This is a genomic window from Pectobacterium peruviense (assembly GCF_002847345.1).
Classification (GTDB): Bacteria; Pseudomonadota; Gammaproteobacteria; order Enterobacterales; family Enterobacteriaceae; genus Pectobacterium; species Pectobacterium peruviense.
Genome location: NZ_LXFV01000058.1, coordinates 1 through 22,654 on the forward strand (window position 1 = coordinate 1; position 22,654 = coordinate 22,654).

The 22,654-nt window shown below is 47.4% G+C and carries 25 protein-coding genes; 16 read left to right on the top strand and 9 right to left on the bottom strand.

Going from position 1 to position 22,654, the window contains the following annotated elements; genetic code table 11:
* Nucleotides 1-711: flagellin N-terminal helical domain-containing protein (locus A0G03_RS20640; RefSeq protein WP_101749550.1), on the bottom strand; the 711-nt coding region annotated here is incomplete at its 3' end.
* Nucleotides 712-1,032: 321 nt separating this feature from the next.
* Here A0G03_RS20640 and fliD point away from each other — a divergent pair.
* Genes fliD through fliT form a run of 3 tightly spaced genes read left to right on the top strand, consistent with a single transcriptional unit; the run spans nt 1,033 to nt 3,242 of the window.
* Complete coding sequence (gene fliD / locus A0G03_RS20645; protein ID WP_048259612.1) at nt 1,033-2,421, top strand: flagellar filament capping protein FliD; 1,389 nt, start codon at nt 1,033-1,035, stop codon at nt 2,419-2,421.
* A gap of 30 nt (nt 2,422-2,451) precedes the next feature.
* Nucleotides 2,452-2,862, top strand: a complete 411-nt coding sequence (fliS, locus tag A0G03_RS20650; protein WP_048259611.1) for a flagellar export chaperone FliS — start codon at nt 2,452-2,454, stop codon at nt 2,860-2,862.
* A complete protein-coding gene (gene fliT / locus A0G03_RS20655) occupies nt 2,862-3,242 on the top strand; it encodes a flagella biosynthesis regulatory protein FliT (protein WP_048259610.1) in 381 nt (126 codons plus the stop codon). The genes fliS and fliT overlap by 1 nt, the downstream gene beginning before the upstream one ends.
* A 241-nt stretch (nt 3,243-3,483) precedes the next feature.
* Here fliT and fliE read toward each other — a convergent pair whose 3' ends face one another.
* Nucleotides 3,484-3,798 (bottom strand): flagellar hook-basal body complex protein FliE, encoded by a 315-nt coding sequence (gene fliE, locus A0G03_RS20660; RefSeq protein WP_048259609.1) that lies wholly within the window; start codon nt 3,796-3,798, stop codon nt 3,484-3,486.
* 258 nt (nt 3,799-4,056) lie between these two features.
* On the opposite strand from fliE, the gene fliF reads away from it, so the two are divergent.
* The 13 genes from fliF (at nt 4,057) to fliR (ending at nt 14,930) form a co-directional block, all read left to right on the top strand.
* Nucleotides 4,057-5,781, top strand: coding sequence for a flagellar basal-body MS-ring/collar protein FliF (gene fliF / locus A0G03_RS20665; protein WP_048259608.1), 1,725 nt, complete (start codon nt 4,057-4,059; stop codon nt 5,779-5,781).
* Nucleotides 5,778-6,770 carry a flagellar motor switch protein FliG gene (gene fliG / locus A0G03_RS20670; RefSeq protein WP_048259607.1) on the top strand — a complete coding sequence of 331 codons (993 nt, stop codon included), beginning with the start codon at nt 5,778-5,780 and terminating at the stop codon, nt 6,768-6,770. Before fliF ends, fliG begins: the two co-directional genes overlap by 4 nt.
* Nucleotides 6,763-7,485: a flagellar assembly protein FliH gene (gene fliH, locus A0G03_RS20675; RefSeq protein ID WP_048259606.1), complete on the top strand. Its 723-nt coding sequence runs from the start codon at nt 6,763-6,765 to the stop codon at nt 7,483-7,485. The genes fliG and fliH overlap by 8 nt, the downstream gene beginning before the upstream one ends.
* Nucleotides 7,485-8,855: a flagellar protein export ATPase FliI gene (gene fliI / locus A0G03_RS20680; RefSeq protein ID WP_048259605.1), complete on the top strand. Its 1,371-nt coding sequence runs from the start codon at nt 7,485-7,487 to the stop codon at nt 8,853-8,855. Before fliH ends, fliI begins: the two co-directional genes overlap by 1 nt.
* Before the next feature lie 8 nt (nt 8,856-8,863).
* Nucleotides 8,864-9,310, top strand: coding sequence for a flagellar export protein FliJ (gene fliJ, locus A0G03_RS20685; protein ID WP_048259604.1), 447 nt, complete (start codon nt 8,864-8,866; stop codon nt 9,308-9,310).
* Nucleotides 9,307-10,605 carry a flagellar hook-length control protein FliK gene (locus tag A0G03_RS20690; RefSeq protein ID WP_048259603.1) on the top strand — a complete coding sequence of 433 codons (1,299 nt, stop codon included), beginning with the start codon at nt 9,307-9,309 and terminating at the stop codon, nt 10,603-10,605. Before fliJ ends, A0G03_RS20690 begins: the two co-directional genes overlap by 4 nt.
* A gap of 155 nt (nt 10,606-10,760) precedes the next feature.
* Complete coding sequence (gene fliL / locus A0G03_RS20695; RefSeq protein WP_048259602.1) at nt 10,761-11,240, top strand: flagellar basal body-associated protein FliL; 480 nt, start codon at nt 10,761-10,763, stop codon at nt 11,238-11,240.
* Between the two features lie 5 nt (nt 11,241-11,245).
* Entirely contained in the window at nt 11,246-12,259 is a 1,014-nt protein-coding gene (gene fliM, locus A0G03_RS20700; protein ID WP_011093296.1) for a flagellar motor switch protein FliM, read from the top strand.
* The gene (gene fliN / locus A0G03_RS20705) at nt 12,252-12,665 is read left to right on the top strand and encodes a flagellar motor switch protein FliN (RefSeq protein WP_010279616.1); all 414 of its coding nucleotides are present in this window, start codon (nt 12,252-12,254) and stop codon (nt 12,663-12,665) included. The genes fliM and fliN overlap by 8 nt, the downstream gene beginning before the upstream one ends.
* The gene (gene fliO / locus A0G03_RS20710) at nt 12,665-13,087 is read left to right on the top strand and encodes a flagellar biosynthetic protein FliO (RefSeq protein WP_048259601.1); all 423 of its coding nucleotides are present in this window, start codon (nt 12,665-12,667) and stop codon (nt 13,085-13,087) included. Before fliN ends, fliO begins: the two co-directional genes overlap by 1 nt.
* The gene (gene fliP / locus A0G03_RS20715; RefSeq protein ID WP_048259600.1) at nt 13,084-13,860 is read left to right on the top strand and encodes a flagellar type III secretion system pore protein FliP; all 777 of its coding nucleotides are present in this window, start codon (nt 13,084-13,086) and stop codon (nt 13,858-13,860) included. Before fliO ends, fliP begins: the two co-directional genes overlap by 4 nt.
* A gap of 12 nt (nt 13,861-13,872) precedes the next feature.
* Nucleotides 13,873-14,142, top strand: a complete 270-nt coding sequence (gene fliQ / locus A0G03_RS20720; protein ID WP_048259599.1) for a flagellar biosynthesis protein FliQ — start codon at nt 13,873-13,875, stop codon at nt 14,140-14,142.
* A gap of 2 nt (nt 14,143-14,144) precedes the next feature.
* Nucleotides 14,145-14,930, top strand: a complete 786-nt coding sequence (gene fliR / locus A0G03_RS20725) for a flagellar biosynthetic protein FliR (protein WP_048259598.1) — start codon at nt 14,145-14,147, stop codon at nt 14,928-14,930.
* Nucleotides 14,931-15,286: 356 nt separating this feature from the next.
* Here fliR and flgL read toward each other — a convergent pair whose 3' ends face one another.
* From flgL to A0G03_RS20760, 7 genes are all read right to left on the bottom strand, one after another.
* Nucleotides 15,287-16,240: a flagellar hook-associated protein FlgL gene (flgL, locus tag A0G03_RS20730; RefSeq protein WP_048259597.1), complete on the bottom strand. Its 954-nt coding sequence runs from the start codon at nt 16,238-16,240 to the stop codon at nt 15,287-15,289.
* A 31-nt stretch (nt 16,241-16,271) separates the two neighbouring features.
* Nucleotides 16,272-17,978 (bottom strand): flagellar hook-associated protein FlgK, encoded by a 1,707-nt coding sequence (gene flgK / locus A0G03_RS20735; protein ID WP_048259596.1) that lies wholly within the window; start codon nt 17,976-17,978, stop codon nt 16,272-16,274.
* A gap of 126 nt (nt 17,979-18,104) precedes the next feature.
* Nucleotides 18,105-19,067 carry a flagellar assembly peptidoglycan hydrolase FlgJ gene (flgJ, locus tag A0G03_RS20740; RefSeq protein ID WP_048259595.1) on the bottom strand — a complete coding sequence of 321 codons (963 nt, stop codon included), beginning with the start codon at nt 19,065-19,067 and terminating at the stop codon, nt 18,105-18,107.
* Entirely contained in the window at nt 19,067-20,176 is a 1,110-nt protein-coding gene (locus tag A0G03_RS20745; protein WP_048259594.1) for a flagellar basal body P-ring protein FlgI, read from the bottom strand. The genes flgJ and A0G03_RS20745 overlap by 1 nt, the downstream gene beginning before the upstream one ends.
* A gap of 16 nt (nt 20,177-20,192) precedes the next feature.
* The gene (locus A0G03_RS20750; RefSeq protein ID WP_048259831.1) at nt 20,193-20,906 is read right to left on the bottom strand and encodes a flagellar basal body L-ring protein FlgH; all 714 of its coding nucleotides are present in this window, start codon (nt 20,904-20,906) and stop codon (nt 20,193-20,195) included.
* A gap of 179 nt (nt 20,907-21,085) precedes the next feature.
* Nucleotides 21,086-21,868, bottom strand: a complete 783-nt coding sequence (gene flgG, locus A0G03_RS20755) for a flagellar basal-body rod protein FlgG (protein ID WP_010301659.1) — start codon at nt 21,866-21,868, stop codon at nt 21,086-21,088.
* 27 nt (nt 21,869-21,895) lie between these two features.
* Nucleotides 21,896-22,651 carry a flagellar basal body rod protein FlgF gene (locus tag A0G03_RS20760; protein ID WP_048259593.1) on the bottom strand — a complete coding sequence of 252 codons (756 nt, stop codon included), beginning with the start codon at nt 22,649-22,651 and terminating at the stop codon, nt 21,896-21,898.
* Nucleotides 22,652-22,654: the final 3 nt, after the last annotated feature.

The following is a 22,654-nucleotide window of genomic DNA, read 5'->3' on the forward strand; positions in this document are numbered from 1 at the left end:
TACGTTGGTGATCGTGGATTCGAAACGGTTCTGGATCGCACCCAGGTTACTACGTGCGGTATCTACCGCTTTCAGTGCAGTATCAACGCTGCTAATGATTGTTGCAGCCAGACCACCTGACCCACCAATAGTACCAGTACCACCACTGATTGCAGCAACGGCAGTAGAGACGCCTGAAGCCAGACCGGCACCAGAAGTCGTCGTTGCATTAACCAGCGCGCCAGAATCGATAGTGATAACTTCATTAGCACCGGTGTTTGCACCAACCTGAATGTTGATACCGCCGCTTGCAGTACCGTCCAGCAGGCTCGTGCCGTTGAAAGAAGCGGCGCCAGCAACACGGTCGATTTCGTCCAGACGTTGCTTCATTTCAGTGTAGATTGAAGTACGGTCAGTACTGCCGTTGGTATCACTTGCTGCCTGCACCGCCAGCTCACGAACACGCTGTAAGTTGTTGTTGATTTCGTTCAGGTTACCTTCTGCAGTCTGCGTCAGAGAGATACCGTCGTTCGCATTACGCGCAGCCTGAGTCAGGCCTTTAACCTGTGCAGTCATACGGTTGGCAATCGCCTGACCAGCAGCATCGTCTTTTGCACTATTGATACGCAGACCAGAAGACAAACGCTCAATAGCGGTGCCCAGAGAAGATTGTGACTTGTTCAGGTTGTTCTGGGTAACCAGAGACATGATGTTAGTATTAATCGATGCCATGATAAGCGTTCCTTAATCAATGAGACGTAAATTCGGGTTAGACCCACGGGGTCATCCCCGTTGTACTTCTTTATCGGAAGGCTTTTCAAAAGCTTTAATTTTTACTGAAGTAAGTTTTATGGCCATCAAAACGTTCTGATACGCCATTTCGGGCGAAGTTCTCCACACAGGTCAACAACGTCTACCTTTAGTAGATAGAACTAAAACAATCTCAATTGCAGTGCTCGGCAATAACACAGACTTAAAATGCTAAACTTATTATTCGTACTGCCGATAATCGTCATATAGACCATTGGCTCTGGACAAATAAAGGATTCGATCATGGCAAGCATTTCTTCATTAGGTGTAGGTTCAGGTTTAGATTTGGCCGGTTTGTTAACACAATTGAGAACGGCTGAAAACCAACGTTTGACGCCCATTACAACACAACAATCCAGTTATAAAGCTCAACTTACCGGTGTCAGCGCACTGAAGAGCTCACTCGACAGACTCAATACCGCAACCAATACCTTAGCCAAATCTCAATCATTCGGTGTTGTCACTGGCTCTATTGATGGAATCACCAACACAAAAGTATCCAGCACTAATAAGGCATTTACTGCAACAACCAGCAGCAAGGCCGTCGCAGGCAGCTACAGTATTGAGGTACAGCAGTTAGCTCAAGCTCACTCCATTACTTCCAGCGCTAAAACGAGTGCCACAACAGCGCTAAGTTCAGCAGATAGCTCTCTCACTATCGCTCAGGCAGATGGTAAGTCATTGACGGTTGATATCAAAGGCGGAGAAACCTCGCTGAACGACGTCCGTGACGCTATCAATAAAGCAAACGGTGGTGTAAGCGCCAGCGTAGTCAAAGCCAAAGATAACGAATATTACCTGATGCTAACAGCCAGAAACAGTGGCGAAAAAGGTGAAATTACGCTAACTGACGGCGGTAATGTTCTGGGCTCAACAACCGAGAAAGTGGCAGCGCAGAATGCTGTAATCATTGCAAACGGCATCACCATTGAGCGCCAAAGCAATACGATTGATGATGCATTTGAAGGTGTCAGCTTAACACTACAAGCTAAAACAGAAGCGAGTAAACCAGAAACACTAACCGTTGATCAAGACATCACGGGCATGAAAGATGCTATAAAAGCATGGGTTGATGCTTATAACGGCCTTCAAGATACTATCGCGTCACAAACCAAATACACCGCAGTTAAAAAAGGGGAAGATCAATCCAGCACAAATGGTGCATTAATCGGTGACTCAACTGTCCGTGGTATACAGAACAAACTTAAAGGCCAACTCACCACAGTACAAAGCGACAATGGTCAATTTAATATTCTCGCCGATTTAGGCATCAAGCAAAATTTTAAGACAGGCAAACTTGAAATAGACAACACTGTCTTGGATAAAGCGCTTAAAGAAGAACCAGGAAAAGTTCAAGCCTTTTTCGTGGGTGATAATGACAAAACTGGTTTTGCGACACAAACTCGTGGTTATCTGAAAGAACTCCTTGATACCGTCGATGGTACTATCAAAACGAAAGAAGATAGTATTAATCAAACGATTAAAAGTCTGGATACCCAATCTCAGCGAATCAAAGACGGTATTGAAGAAACAATTGCTCGCTACCAGAAACAATTTACAGATCTAGATAAAGCGATGTCTCAGATGAGTTCAACGGCTGCTAGTTTAACCAGTATGTTCTCCAAGCTCTAAAATTTGCTGATTAAGTAGATAGGTAGCGTGATGTACAATATGAAAGGTAGTCAGGCCTATGCTCAGGTAGGCCTTGAAAGCAGCGTGATGAGCGCAAGCCCTCACCAGCTTATTGTCATGCTGTTTGATGGCGCACGCAGTGCGATGGTGCGCGCGCGCATCCTCATGGAGCAAGGCGACATCCCAGGTAAAGGTATGGCGTTATCTAAAGCAATCGACATTATCAATAACGGACTAAAAGCCGGATTGGATATGGAAAGAGGGGGTGAGTTGGTTGAAAACCTGTCCGCTCTCTACGACTACATGTCTCAGCGTTTGTTGATTGCCAATTTACATAACGATGCAAAAGCGATAGAAGACGTTGAAGCGTTGCTAGAAAATATCGCTGATGCCTGGCGGCAAATCGGCCCTAATTACAAACCAGAGCAGGAAGTACGTTAATGGTCTCCCCCCATCGGCTTCTAAAAAATTACCAACAGCTTTTGTCTCTGAGTCAAAAAATTCTTCACTTGGCCGTAGGTGGTCAATGGGATACGTTGGTTGAGCAAGAGATTGTTTATGTTCAGTCCGTCGAAGGCTTGGTCAATACGCCAATTCCTGACGAAATCGACAGTATGATGCGACTGCACCTACGACAGATTTTGCAGGAAGTGATGGATAATGAAGCGAAAGTAAAACAACTACTGCAGAAGCGGATGGATGAGTTAAGTTCGTTAATGGGGCAATCACTCAAGCAAAAGTCAATTAATACGACTTATAGCGAATTTGCAGGACAGCGACTGCTGCCTGGAGAACCGTTGCCTGACGAAACACGTTCATAGCGTTCTATAAATTACATCGATCTCGACGCGCTTCTTGTTTATACGAAGCGCGTTTTTTATCCATCGTTGAAATTTTTAGTACACTTATTCAACGATGAGTACAACGAGAAGTCAGTACGAAACGAAGGAAAGGAATTGCAAGGCAGGCTATAGAGATAAAGATTGTGCCTAGCCTCATTGAGTTAACAATGAGGCTAGGCACAATACTTTACTAATTACAGTTTGATGCCATCAGGCGACATCAAACGGACATATTCATCACTTCCTGATACGCAGATACCAGTTTATTACGCACCTGAATGCCCATCTGCATTGAAATTGATGATTTCTGTAAATCCACCATCACATCATTCAATGCAACACCCGGTACACCCATGGTAAATTTTTCGCCCTGCGTACGAGCAGCCTGCTGCGTGTCGCTGATCTTATCGATCGCGGCTTTCAACTCACTGGCAAAACCAGGCTCTACGGATGGTCTGGCTATAGGCGTGTCGGCAGCCTGCAGAGCCTTGACCTGCATTTGCTGTAGAACGCCATCAATACCTTGAATCGACATAATACCTCACTAAACCATACTGCTTAGGTTTTTACATACATTTATGACAGCGATAACCTATCACACCCCATTTAGTCTAAATGGGGTAATTAGCGTGAAAAATGCTACCTTATCGACCCATCGATTTTTCTTTTACGGAAAATAATGACATGCCGATAAACCTAGGCGAAATGTTTTATTGATTGCGCAATCAGGGAGTTCTGTTTTGTCACGTAACAATGCTAAGTATATCGTTCAACAACCAAGCAGAGATAGAGTATGAACGCCTCATTAACCGGTTCCGCTACCGGTAAAAACAGCTTTGGCGAAATACTCAACCGGTTACGCGCCAATCCGAAGATTCCGCTCCTGATCGCTGCAGCCGCGACGATTGCGATTGTTGTCGCATTAACGCTATGGGCCAAAGGCCCAGATTATCGGGTTCTTTATAGCAATATAAATGATCGTGATGGCGGTGCGATTGTCAGCGAGTTAACAAAGCTGAATATCCCTTACCGCTTTGCGGAAAACGGCGGCGCTATAATGATTCCCGCCGAGAATGTCTATGAAACTCGGCTACGACTTGCCCAATTGGGACTACCCAAAGGCGGTGCCGTTGGCTTTGAATTGCTCGACAAGGAAAAATTTGGCATCAGCCAATTCAGCGAGCAAATTAATTACCAGCGTGCGCTGGAAGGCGAGCTATCCAGAACGATAGAAACACTAGGTCCGGTCCAGAATGCGCGAGTTCACCTTGCCATACCGAAGCCTTCATTGTTCGTACGTGAGCAAAAGTCCCCCTCATCTTCTGTCACTCTGACATTACAGCCGGGCCGTGCATTAGATGAAGGTCAAATCAACTCTATCGTATACATGGTTTCCAGCAGCGTTGCTGGCCTGCCACCGGATAATATTACTGTCGTCGATCAAACTGGGCGCCTGTTAACTCAAGCGGGTAGCAGCAGCCGCGACCTGAATGCTGCGCAGCTTAAGTACAGCAACGAAGTCGAGGCAATGTACCAACGCCGTATAGAATCAATCATTGCCCCAATGGTTGGTATGGGCAACGTACATGCTCAGGTTACCGCACAAATCGATTTCTCAGCTCGCGAACAAACTGACGAACAGTATCAACCTAACCAGCCGCCGGATAAAGCGGCCGTTCGCTCTCAACAAACCAGCCAGAGTGAGCAGAAAGGGGGCCCGAACGTAGGTGGCGTCCCTGGTGCATTGACCAACCAACCCGCACCCGCACCGACAGCACCTATCGCGACTCCGCCAAATAATGCCAACGCTAATGCGAATAATCAGGCAGGCCAGCAGAACCAAAACAATGCGGCTGGCACGCAAGCGAATGCAGCGAATGCCAATACCGTCGTTCAGACCTCGAACGTCCGCAATGATGCAACGACAAACTATGAAGTCGACAAGACTATTTTACACACCAAGCACAGCACGGGTGGTGTGAAGCGCTTGTCTGCAGCCATTATCGTTAACTATCAGGCTCCTGGTGAGGATGGTAAACCAGTTGCGCTGACAGAAGATCAGATCAAACAAATTGAAACAGTAGCGCGTGAAGCAATGGGCTTCTCTGCTGAACGTGGCGATACATTAAATGTCGTTAACACGCCATTTATGGATACCACTGACAGTTCTGGCGAACTCCCCTTCTGGCAAAAACAGGCATTTCTCGATCTCCTGATGGAAGCCGGTCGTTGGCTGTTGGTCCTGATCGTTGCCTGGATCTTGTGGCGTAAATTGGTCCGTCCACAATTGCAGAGAAAAGCGCAGCAACAAGAAGCGGCACTGGCAGCTGCCACCCTTTCTCAAGGTGCAGATAACGATGTTATGGTCAATCTGAGTAGCTCGGAAGTTGAGCAGCAGCGGAAATCGCAACAACGTGTCAATGCAGAAATGCAAAGTAACCGTATACGTGAAATGGCAGAGAACGATCCACGCGTCGTCGCTCTGGTCATTCGCCAATGGATGAGTACTGAACTATGAGCCTGACAGGAACAGAAAAAAGCGCCATCTTATTGATGACCATTGGTGAAGACCGTGCTGCGGAAGTGTTTACTCACCTTTCGACCAAAGAAGTACAGCATCTCAGTTCTGCAATGGCAAACATGAGACAGGTATCGCAACAGCAACTACTCGAAATCCTGAGAGAGTTTGAATCTGACTCTGAGCAATATGCTGCTCTCAGCGTGAATGCTGGCGATTACCTTCGTTCAGTGCTTGTCAAAGCCCTTGGTGAAGAGCGAGCGTCTAGCCTGCTGGAAGATATTCTTGAGAGCCGCGACTCCACAAGTGGAATGGAAACACTCAACTTTATGGAACCGCAGATTGCCGCAGACCTTATTCGCGACGAACATCCGCAGATTATCGCCACAATCTTGGTGCACCTGAAGCGTGCCCAAGCTGCCGATATCTTAGCCCTGTTTGATGAACGTCTTCGTCATGACGTCATGCTGCGTATTGCGACCTTCGGTGGCGTTCAGCCTTCTGCATTAGCAGAGTTGACAGATGTTCTGAATGGCTTGTTGGATGGTCAGAACCTCAAACGCAGCAAAATGGGTGGTGTTCGTACTGCGGCTGAGATTATCAACCTGATGAAAACCCAGCAGGAAGAGGCCGTTATCGATGCTGTACGCGAATTCGATGGCGAATTGGCACAGAAAATCATCGACGAAATGTTCCTGTTCGAAAATCTGGTGGACGTGGACGACCGCAGCATCCAGCGTCTTCTGCAGGAAGTCGAGTCCGAATCTCTGCTGTTGGCATTGAAAGGCGCCGAAGAACCGTTACGCGAGAAATTCCTGCGCAACATGTCTCAGCGTGCGGCAGAAATTCTTCGCGACGACCTATCAACTCGTGGTCCGGTACGTATGTCCCAGGTCGAAAACGAACAGAAAGCGATTCTGCTTATCGTTCGTCGACTGGCAGACAGTGGCGAGATGATTATCGGTGGCGGCGAGGATGCATATGTCTAATGCCCCCAAAAATCTGGCTTGGCAGCCCTGGAAGCTCAATGACCTGGCTGAACCAGTTTCAAAGTCCGTATCCGCATATCAGGTAAATGATGAACCTGAAGTGCCTGCGCTGGAGCGTTTCAACGAAGAGAACGCCGTCCCTACTTTAGAGGATGAACTCACGTCTCTGCGTGAAAGTACGATGCAACAGGCGCGAGAAACAGGTTTTGCTCAAGGCCACCAACAAGGCTATGACGCAGGTTATCAGGAAGGTTTAGCGAAGGGGCAACAGCAGGGGTTGCAAAATTCCTTACAGCAGCAGCAGCCGATCATCGAACAGATGCAGCAAATGGTCACCGAATTCCAACAGACGTTGGATACGCTCGACAGCGTGATCCCTGCTCGCCTGATGCAGTTGGCTTTGACTGCAGCCAAGCAGATTCTGGGGCAGCCTCCGGTGTGCGACGGTAATGCCCTGCTTGGTCAAATACAGCAATTGATCCAGCAGGAACCGATGTTTTCAGGTAAGACTCAATTGCGCGTTCATCCTTCAGATCTGGAACGCGTTGAACAATATTTGGGCCCAACACTCAGCTTACATGGTTGGAGATTGCTTGCTGATAGCCAGCTCCATCCTGGTGGTTGCAAGGTGAGTGCAGAAGAAGGCGATCTGGATGCCAGCCTGGCAACACGCTGGCATGAGCTTTGCCGTTTAGCCGCCCCGGGAGAATTATAATGACTTCACGCCTCGGACGCTGGCTCTCTTCTCTCGATTCATTTGAGAAGCGAATTGACGACACACCTTCAGTGCGTCGTTACGGCCGCTTAACCCGGGCGACAGGTTTGGTATTGGAAGCAACAGGGTTGCACATGCCGCTGGGCGCAACCTGCCTCATCGAACGGCAAAATGGCGCTAAAGTTGAAGAGATCGAATGTGAAGTTGTCGGTTTCAACGGGCAAAAACTCTTTCTCATGGCGTTGGAAGAAGTTGAAGGTATTACCCCTGGTGCTCGTGTTTACGCCCGCGTCGGCCAAGACAGCAGCAGTCAGGGAAAGCAATTACCATTAGGCCCAGAGTTACTTGGTCGTGTGCTAGATGGCAGTGCAAAACCGCTGGATGGTTTACCTGCACCCGATACAGGCTATCGCGCGCCGCTGATCACGCCACCTTTCAACCCATTGCAAAGAACGCCAATCGAAAGTGTTCTGGATGTAGGTGTTCGAGCCATCAATGCCTTGCTCACCGTAGGTCGAGGGCAGCGAATGGGCTTGTTTGCTGGTTCAGGAGTTGGTAAAAGTGTGCTGTTAGGCATGATGGCGCGCTATACTCAGGCTGACGTCATTGTGGTTGGCCTTATCGGTGAACGTGGCCGAGAAGTAAAAGATTTTATCGAGAATATCCTGGGCACGGAAGGACGAGCACGCTCTGTTGTTATTGCCGCCCCGGCTGATGTTTCTCCATTACTAAGGATGCAAGGGGCAGCGTATGCCACGCGTATTGCTGAAGATTTTCGCGATCGCGGTCATCACGTTCTGCTCATCATGGATTCGCTCACGCGTTATGCCATGGCACAGCGTGAAATTGCTTTAGCAATTGGCGAACCGCCGGCAACCAAGGGTTATCCCCCTTCTGTCTTTGCCAAATTACCCGCGCTGGTAGAACGCGCAGGAAATGGTATTCATGGAGGTGGTTCAGTCACCGCCTTCTATACTGTTCTGACAGAAGGTGATGACCAGCAGGACCCTATAGCCGACTCTGCTCGTGCCATCCTTGACGGACATATCGTGTTGTCCCGTCAACTCGCGGAGTCTGGTCACTATCCGGCAATTGATATTGAAGCATCGATTAGTCGTGCGATGACAGCGCTGATCGATGAAGGCCACTATGCTTCTGTAAGACAGTTTAAACAGTTACTATCCAGTTACCAACGTAACCGTGATTTAGTCAGTGTTGGTGCTTACGCCGCAGGCAGTGACCCTATGCTTGACAAAGCAATTCGGCTCTATCCGCACTTGGAAGCCTTCTTGCAGCAAGGGATGTTTGAACAAAGCAACTATGAAGAAGCCTGCCAGGCGTTGCACACTATTTTCCCTCGTAATGAGTAGGAGAGCAGATGAAAACCCAGTCACCGCTGGTTACACTACGCGAACTGGCGCAGAAGGATGTTGAGAAAGCTGCTGGGCAGTTGGGCCAGGTACGACAGGCGCACCAACAGGCTGAGCAGCAACTCGATATGCTGTTAAACTATCAGGATGACTATCGTCAAAAATTGAACTCGACGATGTCCTCTGGTATGGCGAATAATAGCTGGCAAAATTATCAGCAATTCATCCGAACGCTGGACAGCGCAATTGAGCAACACAGACAACAGCTCTCACAATGGACATCACGTTTAGATTTAGCAATGAAGACTTGGCAAGAAAAACAGCAGCGATTGAATGCATTTGAGAAATTGCAGGATCGCGAAGTGACAAGACAACTTGCCAAAGAAAATAAAATAGAACAAAAACAAATGGATGAATTTGCCCAACGGGCCTCACAGAGGAAAACAGAATCATGAATCTGTCCGCGTTACCTATAGCTACCACTGCCAGTGATACAAGCAGTTCTTCTGCTTCTTTGCTGACACAGGGTGAGCTACCAAAAGATTTTGTTGATCTGTTGAGCAAACGCATATCACAAGTAGCCGATACTTCGGGTAAAAAGACACTCGACAAAGTAGATGAAGAAGCCCTGCTAAACGCTTTAGGGAAAGATAACGCTTCGCTTAGTCGTGACGATTTAAATGCCCTGCTTTCTTCATTCAGTTCTCTGACTGGAGCAACCATTACAGCAGGTAAGCAAAATCCAGAAATTGCAGAACAGGCAAAGTTAAAAGGTCTGGATAAGAAAGATAACGACAATACTGCAGACGATGCGATTGCAATGCAGGCACTGCTTGCCATGTTGCAAACTGCGCCACTACCTGCGCCAACTGCCGTCGATAGTATTGCTGCGACTGTCGTTAATACGACGGGTTTAAATATTCCGGGGCTCATTGACGCTAAACGCCAGAACGAGGCTCCCGCATCTGTACTAAACAATACGGGTGAAAGTGCCAAAGGCACGCTAGCAAAGCTGCTCGACACATCAGTCATGCCAGATAAAAATGCGGATATCTCGCGCGATCTGCATCATGCAACCAAACAGACCTCATCGACAACGACTGAGTCTACGGACGATGCTGCAAAATTTGCGCTGACGACACCGCACTCTCTTGCTGGCGATCGCAATGCGTCTGAATCGGCTTCTACCTTGGGCAACGGCGCGTCTCAAACAACACCACCAGTGGTGCAGGCTATGCACGTTCAACCTGCATCAGTTGGAAGCACTGCTCCAGCCCCTCAGGCAACAAGTGCTCAGTTAAATGCACCGTTTGGCTCGCCACAATGGCAAGACGCATTGGGTCAGCAAATCATTATGTTCAGCCGTAACGGCCAGCAAACTGTAGAGTTACGTTTAAATCCACAAGAATTGGGCGCACTGCACATCAGTCTAAAACTTGATGATAACCAGGCACAAATTCATCTGGCTTCAGCAAGCAGTCAGGTTCGTTCAGCGCTGGAAGCGGCGCTGCCTCATTTGCGTAATGCGATGGCAGAAAGTGGAATTAACCTTGGTCAGAGCAGTGTAGGTAGTGATTCCTCTGCCTGGCAGCAGCAAATGGCTAGCAATAACAACGATGGCAACAGCCGTGGCTCGTCTTACCAACAGCAATTTGGCCATTCATCAGAAAGCACGAATGAATTATTAGACGTACCAGAACAGTTGAAATCGATGGCGTCATCGGTCAACGGCGTTGATATCTTTGCCTGAAAGTGAAGTAAACGAATAAGTTAGCACGATTTTCCCTGCCTATTCTCTGTATTGAACATTGCAATAGGCAGGATAATCATCGACATTACGCATTTATTTATTGCTGGTTTCATCCAGCAGTAAATATCGATAAGTAACGGGAACTATCTTTGGCTATGTCTGATATGCAAGTTCGACCAGGACGTAAACGGTCTATTTGGCTAATACTACTGATTATCGTTGCTCTCGCTGCAACTGGTGCCGCGGGCGCCGCCTGGTGGCTATTAAATCAGAAGAACGCGGCAACGGCTGAGCAGGAAGCACCGCCACCGCCAGAGCCTGTTTTCATGCCACTGGATACTTTTACCGTTAATCTAGTCAATGCAGATAATGACCCTGACCGCGTGTTATATGTTGGATTCACACTGCGTTTGCCAGATGAGGCAACGCGCACTCGTTTTACGAATTATCTGCCAGAAGTTCGCAGCCGTCTGTTATTGTTGCTTTCTCGTCAGGACGCAATTACGCTTGCCAATGAGCAAGGTAAACAGAAGCTAATCGAGCAAATTAAGCAAGTGCTAAGCCCACCATTAGTTCCTGGTCAACCTAACCAGGTCGTTACTGATGTTCTGTTCACGGCCTTTATACTGCGGTAACCATTATGGGCGATAGTATTCTTTCACAAGCAGAAATTGATGCACTATTGAATGGCGACAGCGGCGATAGTGACGCTGATGCCAATGCGGCATCAAAAACGGATGGGGGCGTAAAACCCTATGATCCGAATACTCAGCGACGCGTTATCCGTGAGCGTTTACAAGCATTAGAAATTATTAATGAACGTTTCGCTCGCCAATTCAGAATGTCGTTGTTTAACCTGTTGCGTCGTAGCCCCGACATTACCGTGGGTGGAATCAAGATCCAGCCTTATCACGAGTTTGCCAGGAACCTTCCGGTACCGACAAACCTGAATCTTATTCACTTAAAACCGCTACGTGGTACTGCGCTATTCGTATTTTCGCCAAGTTTGGTATTTATCGCTGTAGATAACCTCTTCGGCGGTGATGGACGTTTCCCGACGAAGGTCGAAGGTCGCGAATTTACCCACACAGAGCAGCGCGTGGTTAAACGCATGTTACGTCTGGCTCTGGAAGCGTATGGCGAAGCGTGGAATGCGATTTATAAACTTGATATCGAATACGTACGTTCAGAAATGCAGGTCAAGTTTACCAATATTACAACGTCGCCTAATGATATCGTCGTGACTACACCGTTTCATGTTGAAATCGGTTCACTAACTGGCGAATTTAACATCTGTATTCCTTTTTCAATGATAGAGCCGCTGCGCGAACTGCTTGCGAACCCACCATTGGAAAACTCGCGTCAGGAAGATCAGAGCTGGCGGGACACCTTAGCCAAACAGGTACAACATTCTGAATTGGAATTAGTTGCAAGCTTTGTTGATATTCCGCTGCGACTGTCCAAAATTCTGAAGTTACAGCCCGGCGATGTGTTACCGATCGACAAACCAGACAAAATCGTTGCTCATGTTGACGGTGTGCCTGTGCTGACCAGCCAATATGGCACATTGAACGGGCAATACGCCCTACGTGTTGAACATTTGATTAACCCTATATTGAATTCTCTGGATAACGAGGAACAGCCCCATGAGTGACACCAAGAAACCGTCCGACGACAAGGAATCAGTGGACGATCTGTGGGCTGATGCATTTAACGAGCAGCAGGCTGCAGAAAAACCGGCAGCGACAACAGAAGGCATTTTTAAGTCACTAGACGGCCATGACCCATTGGGTGCCCTACAGGATATCGATCTGATATTGGATATTCCGGTCAAACTCACCGTTGAGCTCGGTCGGACAAAAATGACGATAAAAGAGCTTCTGCGCCTAACCCAAGGTTCTGTTGTTGCACTTGATGGCTTAGCGGGTGAACCGTTGGATATCCTGATCAATGGCTATCTGATCGCCCAAGGTGAGGTCGTCGTCGTCTCTGACAAGTATGGTGTTCGTATTACAGACATCATTACACCATCTGAACGTATGCGCCGCCTGAGTCGTTAATGGCAACAGCCTCGATATCATCCCCTACTTCAGTAGCAAGCCAGCAGTCGACTCTTGTTACTGAACCCCCACTTACCGGCAGCATGTTACTGACACAAGTTGGTAGCGTGCTTGCTGGTATTTTATTGTTTATTCTACTAATTGCCTGGTTTGCCCGTAAACTCGGTTTTGCACCGCAAGCCAAGCAAAATAAGTTGCTAAAAGTCGTATCCAGTTGCCCTGTAGGGCAGCGTGAGCGAGTAGTTATTGTAGAAGTTGATAATACCTGGTTGGTACTAGGTGTTACAGCTCAGCAAATTACACCGCTGCATACGCTTCCAGCACAACCAATCAACGACAGTTCCTCCACTGGCGACACCAAGCCAGTAGATTTCAATCAACTGTTAAAGAAAGTTTTAAAGCGTCCGGAAAAATCGGAATGAGTGCCTTGCCTAACTATTTTCGTATCACCGCCTTGTTTCACACGCTTCGCTATGGTTTCGCCATCTGCTTACTGTTCATTGCACCATCAGTATGGGCACAGCTTCCCGGAATTGTGACGCAACCACTACCTAACGGTGGACAGAGCTGGACGCTATCAGTACAAACGCTGGTTTTCCTCACGTCATTAACGTTTCTTCCTGCTGCATTGCTAATGATGACCAGCTTCACCCGCATCATCATTGTGCTTAGCTTGTTACGTAATGCGATGGGCACGCCAACCGCGCCACCGAATCAGGTATTGCTCGGATTGACACTGTTCTTGACATTCTTTGTCATGTCACCGGTATTAAACCGCGTTTATGACGAAGCCTATCTTCCATTTAGTCAGGATCAAATCAGCATGGAAGTCGCCATCGAACGTGGCGCGGAACCTGTACGCGAATTCATGTTGCGGCAAACCCGGGAAACCGATTTGGCATTGTTTACCAGGCTGGCAGAAATCCCAGAAATTCAGGGACCTGAAGCGGTACCCATGCGTGTACTTCTTCCTGCGTTTGTGACAAGTGAACTAAAAACCGCTTTCCAGATTGGTTTTACCGTATTTATCCCTTTCCTCATCATCGACCTCGTTGTTGCAAGCGTATTGATGGCTCTGGGGATGATGATGGTTCCTCCGGCGACAATTTCCTTGCCTTTTAAACTCATGCTTTTCGTACTAGTCGATGGCTGGCAACTGCTACTCGGTTCATTAGCCCAAAGTTTTTATAGTTAGAGGAATGCGACTATGACACCAGAATCGGTGATGGCACTGGGCTATGAAGCAATGAAAGTCGCGTTGGCGCTGGCAGCCCCTCCCCTAATGGCTGCTCTGGTCAGCGGGCTGGTTATTAGCCTTTTGCAAGCAGCCACCCAAATAAACGAAATGACATTGTCATTTATCCCTAAAATCCTAACAGTATTCTTCACGTTAGTGATCGCAGGGCCCTGGATGTTAAACCTCATGCTGGACTATATGCGTACGCTATTCGGCCAGTTACCTAATATTATTGGGTAAGCATGCTGACGTTTAACAGTTGGGATATGGTGAATTGGGTTAGCCAGTTTTTCTGGCCGTTTGTCAGAATTCTTGCATTGCTCAGTACCGCACCAGTCTTTAATGAAAGAGCGATCGGCAATCGGGTAAAAATTGGCCTAGGTGTACTAATTACCCTGCTCGTTGCGCCTTATTTGCCATTAAACACCACGCCTATCTTTTCTGTTGCAGGCGTCTGGCTGCTAATACAACAAATACTTATCGGCGTGGCACTAGGCTTGTCAATGCAGTTGGCATTTGCCGCTATTCGCTACGCGGGAGAGCTTATTGGCTTACAGATGGGACTCGCTTTTGCGACCTTCTTCGATCCAACGGGCGGCCCGAACATGCAGGTAATAGCCCGTTTCATGAACATTCTCGCAATCCTGCTGTTCTTAACCTTTGATGGGCATCTCTGGCTTATTTCTTTGTTGGCAGATAGTTTCTATATCTTGCCAATCAGTACCAATCCAATTAATAGCCATGCCTTCCTCTCGCTTGCGCGCGCTGCTGGATTGATTTTTATTAACGGATTAATGTTGGCACTCCCTATCATAACCCTCTTGCTAACAATCAACCTAGCGTTAGGCATACTTAACCGTATGGCACCTCAACTCTCAATATTTGTTATTGGCTTTCCGATTACACTCACCGTCGGAATCATGACGCTAGGCTTATTACTCCCGCTGCTCCCATCATTCGCGGAACATTTATTCAGCGAGGTTTTCGATTTACTCGCGGATATTCTTAGCCAATTATCAGCATCCTAGTTACCTATAAACCTATTAGGCAAAAAAGATAAAGCAATGCTAATTTCGCATCCGTAAACTTGCCTATCATTTCAGCATACTACTACGGACTCTCTGTCAGATTCGGCATATATTTATAAAATAAATGACGGTGGTAAATAGCATTTATAAATGCTGCATCAGATATCGATGCAATGAAGCGGCTGCGTATATAACAGTAGGTATTGTATAAAACAGACGGAGAGGAATTCAGAATGGCCGGGAATAAAAAATGGCATGTCATCCATTCAATATAATGAGTGACACGCCTAAAAAACACGCCCGGTTTAAGCGTATTCAAATCGTAGAGTAGAATAGATGAATATCGTCCATTACTACTATTTCATTTGGAACAATGACATTCCCTGCATGTTCTGGAAAGAAGTATAAGAAGCTTGCAAGGAAGACTGCTGCATAATATAAGACGAGATCGCCTCATACCAGTCGGTATCCTGCAATTGTGATAACGTTGTTTTATTTGCCACATCGCGATCTTTACCAATTGCATCAAGGTTATCAATTTCATTGAGCTGAATACCTAACTCTGCTCGGACGGCAGAAATATTATTCAATGAATTTTTTAAACCACGGTTTGCAGTCTCTAACGCTGCCGCCACACCAGCTTTTGTTGCATCATCAGCATCTGCGATAGGCGTTTCAAGTGCTTTAATTGCAATATCCAGCGTCTCAAATAAATCCGATTGAATGCTACCATCAGGCTCTTTTTGGGCATCACCGGTTATCCCATTGAACACCGCAGAGCCTACATGGCTGACCGCCATATCTCGAGCCGAATCTACCCGCTGTGAGATAGCTTTGTTTCCGCCCAAATACTCAACACCTGCTGCCCCTTCAACAAAAGGAGCATCGTCCGTTTCGTAACCAGCAAAAATGTAATTGCCGTTACCGTCAGTGCTGTTAGCCATATTCAGCAACTCAGCTTTCATGCCACGCAGAGAAGCTGCAACCGATTTGCGATCGTCATCACTCAGAACACCGCCGCCTTTGATTACTTCAGTCAATGCGCTGGTAACCGTAGTCACGCTCTTATCTAAGATAGACTCTTCCAGAGACATGCTTTGTTTGGCAAATGTACGTGCTAGCGTGTACTGACCGTTCTCCGATTGTGCCTGGCCAAGCATAATGGCACCTGCAGCCGCGATAGGATCATCTGATGGATTGACAACTCGCTTTCCAGTTGAAAGTTGCTCACCCGTCTTTTGCCACGCTGCCTGACCATTAATAATGCCCTGCATGTTTTGCTGGTATATCATGCTCGTACTTAAACGCATGGTATCAATTCCTCTCTATTAAATGGTCAAACTAGCTACGGGCTGCTAACAAAGCGTCAAATATTGATTGTGCTGTTTTGATGACCTGAGCATTCGCCATATAATATTGCTGATAACGCATCAGATCGCCGTATTCTTCATCCAGGTTAACACCAGATACAGACTGCTGTTCTGCTGTCAGTTGCTTAACAACGTTTTGCTGCGATGTATTATTTATCTTCAAAGTACTGGTCTGGTTACCAATCGTACCAACCAAACTGGCGTATGCTCCAGAAACGCTGGCCTTTCCGCCTACGATTTTTTCATTTTGTAAAGCAAGCAATGCCTTAGCATTCGTATTATCACTAACACCGCCAAATACAGGATTGCCGCTTCCATCTAAAACGGGAGCTCCACTATCATCAAGCTTAACGGATGCTGCAGCAATTTTATTAGGATCGGAAACAGCCACTGACATATCGATAATCACGTCATTAACTGGCTTGAGCACGAAACTGTCGTTTGTCGCCGGCGTTCCAGTGATTGTCATCTTGATGCCATCAAAATTCAGGCTGTTCTCAGGAGGAGTGCCTGCGGTCGTCACTGCCGCCGTAAATTTTGAATTGTCAGACAGGCGGGTTACTTGCCAATTAGCGCCATCATATTTAATCGCATAGTTGGTTGCCTGTACGTCTTTGGTATCAGTGTAAGATGGCGTTAGCGCAGCAGTGCCGCCATTTTTGCTATCATTCAGGACAACCGCTTTACCAAAAGAGAAGAAGTCGCCGCCTTTAACACCATCACGGTCATAACCTTGCTGATGTTGAGTATTAAATGCATCAGCGAATGCCAGTGCTAACTGCCCTAGTTGATTACGCGCCTCATCAAGAGTCTCTGAACGGAAAGAAAGCAAACCACCTAATGAACCACCGGTTAACGAGCTTTCAGTAAGCGCCACGACATCGTTTGTCTGATCTTTATATCCGATGGTAAGACGAGCAGGATCGCTGCTGGAACTCGTTGCAACCAACTGGTTGCTGGTGCCAGCCTGAACCAGGTTGGTGCCATTCTTCAAGGCGACGTTGTAAACGATGCCATCCTGAACGGTAACATCAACGCCCACCAATTTATTAAGCTGATCGACCAAGAGATCGCGCTGATCGAGCAAATCATTAGGCATCGTGCCGCTGTTTGCTCCCATCAGCTTCGTGATTTCGTTATTTAAAGATGCAATCTGATTGCTATAAGTATTAATTTGACCAACAGTGCTTTGAATTTGTGTATTTAGACCACTGTCCATGTCACGCAAATATTTATCTGTAACTTTAAATTGGTTTACCAGCCCTTCCGCTTTACCCAGTACAGTTTGACGAGTAGATGAATCACCAGCATTACTGGTGAGGTTCTGCAAGTTGGAAAAGAAGCTTTGAATCGTCGATGAAAGACTGGTGGAACTACTAGCGAGCAGGTTATCAATTTTGGAAATTTGCTCGTAGTAAGCAGAAACCGAGCTGCTTGTCGTTTGTGCAGAACGTAGCTGATTGGTAATAAATTCATTATATTGGCGATTGATACTAACTACATTCACACCATTACCAATATACCCAGCAGATGTGCTGCTGCTCGTTGCTTGCTCAAGAATCGCATTTTGCCGACTATAGCCAGTAACAGCTTGATTACTAATGTTGTTACTCACTGTACTCAGCGCAACCTGTGCACCTTTTAAGCCACTCATCGCGGTGTTAATTAAATTGGACATAGGGTGTTGTTCCTTTTACACAGGCTCTCTTCGCCCTGCGCGATTAACAAAATGCTGAAAGCAGCAAATACGCTACATAAGTTAATTACTTTATCGGTCAGGACGCGCAAACCTTGAATAAAAAAATCAAAATAGCCGACTCAAATCGTGAGTGTAGGCTTTCGCTACTTTCTCACCTGAATTCTTCATTTGTTGGATCATACTAACCAGCTTCTGAGCATATTGCGGGTCCGTTGCATACCCTGCTTTTTGCAACGCATGAGCCGCTTGTTCGGCCGTTCCGGCACTCATTACAGCAGAATAACGTGGGTTATTGGTCAACAATTTCACATAATCGCCAATAGCTTCAATGTAGGAATCGTAAACTCTGAAGCTGGCTTTTACTTTTTTGGCCACGCCTTGCTCATACTCTGTCGTGGTTATCTCTGTTGTTGGCCCATTCCAGCTACCGCCAGCTTTGATACCGAACAAATTGTGGCTTGGGCGTCCATCTTCAGTAGTAATCTCACGCTGCCCCCAGCCAGATTCAAGTGCCGCCTGGGCGATGATGAGGTGATGAGGTATGCCGCTATGCTGGCTGGCAATCTGCGCAGGCAAGGAAATCTGGGACACAAAATTACTATTGGATAATGGCAGAGCTGAACCGGTCGTTGGCAATTTAGGCAACGCTTTGCGTACCATCTGCTCCACTGCCGCAGTTGGCATGCTTTTAAGCACATCACCATCGAATGTTAATGGAACCGAGGGAACGGCAACTTTAGCCGCTGCGGCATCTGGAGATTGTCGGGTCAATTGCTCAACCATGACATCTGCGAGTCCAAGCCCCTTTCCTTTAGTTGAAATCTCTTGAGCAATTTGCTGGTCATACATTGAGGTATACAGACGCGTCTGATCGCTGCTGAAGAGCCCATCCTGCGGAATCGCAGAACGCATGCTTTTCATCATCAATTGTACAAACACACCTTCCATCTGTTGCGCAACCGCTCTGATGCCCTCTTTACTTTGAGGATTACCTGAAACTTCACGCTTCAGCGTATTCAGGGACTGCGCATCATAGGCCGCGTTATTCAGCGTCTGCATATCACTCATCAGATAATTTCCAGTTTGGCGCGCAAGCAGCCAGCGCTTTGCATCGCCTGCAGAATAGACATCAGCTCCATCGGTGTCGCACCCAGGGAATTCAGTGCACGCACGACGTTGTTGAGGTTGGCGCTGGAATTGATTCGCTGTAAAGCGCCACCTGCTTGCTGAACTGAAATCTCTGTTTGCGGAGTCACAACCGTCTGACCGCCGCCAAATGGGGTATTCGGCTGACTGACATTGGCCTGCTGATTAATCGTCACAGAAAGGTTGCCCTGAGCGATAGCACAACTATCCAGAGTGACATCACGATTCATCACGACAGAACCAGTGCGGGAATTGATCACCACTTTAGCATCCTGAATACCGACGTTGACTTCAATATTCTGGACATCGGCCAAAAAACGGACCTGAGAACTGTTGCCATGTGGGGCAAGAACCTGAATAGTGCGGGAATCCAGTGGAGACGCTGTGCCGCCGTATCCCGAGCGATTGATCGCATCACTGACTTTCTGCGCCATCGAGAAGTCGTCATTCTTCAGTTGCAGCATAATCGTATTTGACGTGCCAAACGTGCTAGGTAACTCACGTTCAATAACTGCACCGTTGCTAATTCGTCCACCGGCTAGTTGGTTAACCTGAACACTGCTTCCGCCAGCAGAGGCACCGGCACCACCGACCAAAACGTTCCCTTGAGCCAAAGCGTATACTTGGTTATCCACCCCTTTTAATGGGGTCATTAGCAAAGTCCCGCCTCGCAAGCTCTTCGCGTTACCAAGTGAAGACACAACAATATCAATATTTTGGCCTGTTCTGCCAAACGGTGGAAGCTCTGCCGTTACCATCACTGCCGCCACATTCTTCAACTGCATGTTAGTTCCGGCAGGGACAGTAATACCTAATTGCGAAAGCATGTTAGTTAAGCTTTGCGTGGTAAACGGTGTCTGCATGGTCTGGTCACCGGAACCATCTAGGCCGACCACTAAACCGTAACCAATCAACGCATTACCACGTACGCCCTGGATATTAACCAGATCGCGAATTCTCTCTGCCGACGCAGGCGTAATATTCAGCGTCAGTAACGTCAGCAGTACAGTGAAAAATGATGCAATCCGCATGGCAGGCCTCTTAAGCTTAGAACGGAGAAACATTGAGGAAGAACCGCTGTAACCAGCCCATGTTTTGCGCTTCATTAATATAGCCATTACCGACATATTCAATGCGCGCATCCGCTACCTGGGTTGATGGCACCGAGTTATTACCACTAATGGTTCTCGGATTTACCACGCCAGAGAAACGGATAAACTCTGTTCCCTGATTAATTGCAATTTGTTTTTCGCCAACGACGTTCAAGTTGCCATTAGCCAACACTTGACCGACCGTGACAGTAATCGTGCCACTGAACGTGTTATTGGCGTTGGCACCACCTTTCCCTGAAAAATCATTCGTGCCTGTGGCATCCAATGCAGCACGGTTATTACCCAGTGGTCCTTCGAGATAGCGCGGTGTTGTCGCTACGCCAAACGTTGACGACCCATTACGAGCAGCATTAGCTGATGAGCTTTTACTGGCGCTAACATTTTCCTGTAATACGATCGTCAATGTATCGCCAATATTACGTGGGCGACGATCTTCAAACATCGGTTGATAGCCATAATTCATTGGCTGCACGGTTTGGAAAATAGAACCATTAGGACCCGCTAATACCGGCGATCCCGGCTGGGCGGTTGTAGGCCCAGTGACAACTTTATCATGCGGGATATAGGCGCAACCGTTAAGTGCTAACATCGCGATCAATGCCAACAGACGGGGTCGGAGGAGTGGTTTGATAACCGACTTTGCATTCATCATCACTGCGGATATCGCCTTAAATTAATCTATTTCACATATTCACGGGGTAAATCAAAACCATATTTACTCCACTCATTTGGTGGTTATGGCCATCATTACCCCGTTAAACACTGTCTATTTTGCCAACATCAAGCCACCAGAGCACCAGCTCTCACCCTGACATTAGCGGTTACCCATTACAGCTGGGTCAATTTCTGCAACATTTGGTCAGAAGAAGAAATTGCTTTACTGTTGATTTCATAGGCACGTTGAGTCTGAATCATCGATACCAATTCCTCAGCCACATTGACGTTGGAGGTCTCGACATACTTCTGATACAGCAGCCCCGCGCCATTCAAACCTGGGTTTGTTTCATTCGGCGCGCCTGAGCTTGCGGTTTCCAGATACAGGTTTTCACCCATGCTCTCAAGGCCGCTGTCATTAATAAAGGTCGTCAGCGTCAGCTGACCAATCTGGTTTGTTGCTGCCTGTCCCTGCACTTTAACGCTGACAATACCATCACGACCGATATTCAATTCAGTCGCATTCGCAGGAACAGTAATAGCAGGCTGAACCTGATAACCGCTGGACGTCACTAACTGCCCATTACCATCAAGCTGAAAGGCACCATCGCGCGTGTAAGCCGTTGTCCCATCAGGTAACTGAACCTGAAAGAACCCCTGACCTTTAATGGCAACGTCCTTCGAATTACCCGTTTCAGAAAACGTTCCTTGAGTGTGGATACGCTCTGTTGATACCGGACGAACACCGGTACCTAACTGCAAACCAGACGGTAGCATGGTTTGCTCTGAAGACTGAGCACCGGGTTGACGAACTGTTTGATACATCAAGTCTTCAAATACCGCACGTTGACGCTTGAAACCATTAGTACTGACGTTTGCCAAGTTATTGGAAATAACGTCCATATTGGTTTGCTGAGCATTTAAGCCGGTTTTTGCAATCCACAAAGAACGGATCATTTATTCACTCCTGTGCGCACTCGGCGCTTAACCCATTGCTAATATCTGATTAGCGCGTTGTGCATTATCGTCGACGCTGCTAATGATTTTCATCTGCATTTCAAAGCGACGAGCATTGGCAATCATATCGACCATAGTATCGACCGTGTTCACATTACTACCCTCGATCACACCCGGCATAATACGCACGGTAGGATCGTTTTGCAGCACATTACCACGTTGTTGCTGAGCCTGTTGCGTCAAACGGAATAGCCCGTCATCAGACCGCTCAACTTCTTGTCCAGTAGCCTTGACGAGTTTCAAACGTCCCAACTGGGCAATCGTATTCGGCGGATCTCCAGCATTAAGAGCAGAAATCGTACCATCCGCAGAGATGCTGATCTGAGCCTGTGGAGGAATATCAATCGGTCCACCGTCGCCCATGACTACACGCCCTTGGATAGTCAACTGCCCATCAGCGTTGATCTCCATATTACCATTACGGGTGTACGCTTCACCGCCATTAGCAGTTTGCACTGCCAACCAACTCTCTTTCGGTAAAGCGACATCCATTGCACGGCCAGTATAATTCATCACGCCTTCGGTCATATCAGCGCCAGGCGTTGAAGCGACAACCAGCGTTCGGGTGGGCAGTGTCAACCCATTCACCGGCACAGCGCGTAATGCAGACAGTTGTGCCCGAAAACCCGGCGTTGAGGCATTAGCCAAGTTGTTCGCAGTAATCGCCTGCTTTTCCAATGACTGACTTGCGCCACCCATTGCTGTATAAATCGCGTGATCCATGCA

What these genes read in the sequence shown, in the direction of transcription:
- flgJ (WP_048259595.1), bottom strand. Translation starts at nt 19,067, where the DNA reads ATGAGTGATATGCAGACGCTGAATAACGCGGCCTATGATGCGCAGTCC.
- A0G03_RS20745 (WP_048259594.1), bottom strand. Translation starts at nt 20,176, where the DNA reads ATGCGGATTGCATCATTTTTCACTGTACTGCTGACGTTACTGACGCTG.
- A0G03_RS20690 (WP_048259603.1), top strand. Translation starts at nt 9,307, where the DNA reads ATGAATCTGTCCGCGTTACCTATAGCTACCACTGCCAGTGATACAAGC.
- fliN (WP_010279616.1), top strand. Translation starts at nt 12,252, where the DNA reads ATGAGTGACACCAAGAAACCGTCCGACGACAAGGAATCAGTGGACGAT.
- fliE (WP_048259609.1), bottom strand. Translation starts at nt 3,798, where the DNA reads ATGTCGATTCAAGGTATTGATGGCGTTCTACAGCAAATGCAGGTCAAG.
- fliQ (WP_048259599.1), top strand. Translation starts at nt 13,873, where the DNA reads ATGACACCAGAATCGGTGATGGCACTGGGCTATGAAGCAATGAAAGTC.
- fliI (WP_048259605.1), top strand. Translation starts at nt 7,485, where the DNA reads ATGACTTCACGCCTCGGACGCTGGCTCTCTTCTCTCGATTCATTTGAG.
- flgG (WP_010301659.1), bottom strand. Translation starts at nt 21,868, where the DNA reads ATGATCCGTTCTTTGTGGATTGCAAAAACCGGCTTAAATGCTCAGCAA.
- A0G03_RS20750 (WP_048259831.1), bottom strand. Translation starts at nt 20,906, where the DNA reads ATGAATGCAAAGTCGGTTATCAAACCACTCCTCCGACCCCGTCTGTTG.
- fliS (WP_048259611.1), top strand. Translation starts at nt 2,452, where the DNA reads ATGTACAATATGAAAGGTAGTCAGGCCTATGCTCAGGTAGGCCTTGAA.
- fliL (WP_048259602.1), top strand. Translation starts at nt 10,761, where the DNA reads ATGTCTGATATGCAAGTTCGACCAGGACGTAAACGGTCTATTTGGCTA.
- fliR (WP_048259598.1), top strand. Translation starts at nt 14,145, where the DNA reads ATGCTGACGTTTAACAGTTGGGATATGGTGAATTGGGTTAGCCAGTTT.
- A0G03_RS20760 (WP_048259593.1), bottom strand. Translation starts at nt 22,651, where the DNA reads ATGGATCACGCGATTTATACAGCAATGGGTGGCGCAAGTCAGTCATTG.
- fliO (WP_048259601.1), top strand. Translation starts at nt 12,665, where the DNA reads ATGGCAACAGCCTCGATATCATCCCCTACTTCAGTAGCAAGCCAGCAG.
- fliH (WP_048259606.1), top strand. Translation starts at nt 6,763, where the DNA reads ATGTCTAATGCCCCCAAAAATCTGGCTTGGCAGCCCTGGAAGCTCAAT.
- fliD (WP_048259612.1), top strand. Translation starts at nt 1,033, where the DNA reads ATGGCAAGCATTTCTTCATTAGGTGTAGGTTCAGGTTTAGATTTGGCC.
- flgL (WP_048259597.1), bottom strand. Translation starts at nt 16,240, where the DNA reads ATGCGTTTAAGTACGAGCATGATATACCAGCAAAACATGCAGGGCATT.
- fliJ (WP_048259604.1), top strand. Translation starts at nt 8,864, where the DNA reads ATGAAAACCCAGTCACCGCTGGTTACACTACGCGAACTGGCGCAGAAG.
- fliM (WP_011093296.1), top strand. Translation starts at nt 11,246, where the DNA reads ATGGGCGATAGTATTCTTTCACAAGCAGAAATTGATGCACTATTGAAT.
- fliT (WP_048259610.1), top strand. Translation starts at nt 2,862, where the DNA reads ATGGTCTCCCCCCATCGGCTTCTAAAAAATTACCAACAGCTTTTGTCT.
- fliP (WP_048259600.1), top strand. Translation starts at nt 13,084, where the DNA reads ATGAGTGCCTTGCCTAACTATTTTCGTATCACCGCCTTGTTTCACACG.
- fliF (WP_048259608.1), top strand. Translation starts at nt 4,057, where the DNA reads ATGAACGCCTCATTAACCGGTTCCGCTACCGGTAAAAACAGCTTTGGC.
- fliG (WP_048259607.1), top strand. Translation starts at nt 5,778, where the DNA reads ATGAGCCTGACAGGAACAGAAAAAAGCGCCATCTTATTGATGACCATT.
- flgK (WP_048259596.1), bottom strand. Translation starts at nt 17,978, where the DNA reads ATGTCCAATTTAATTAACACCGCGATGAGTGGCTTAAAAGGTGCACAG.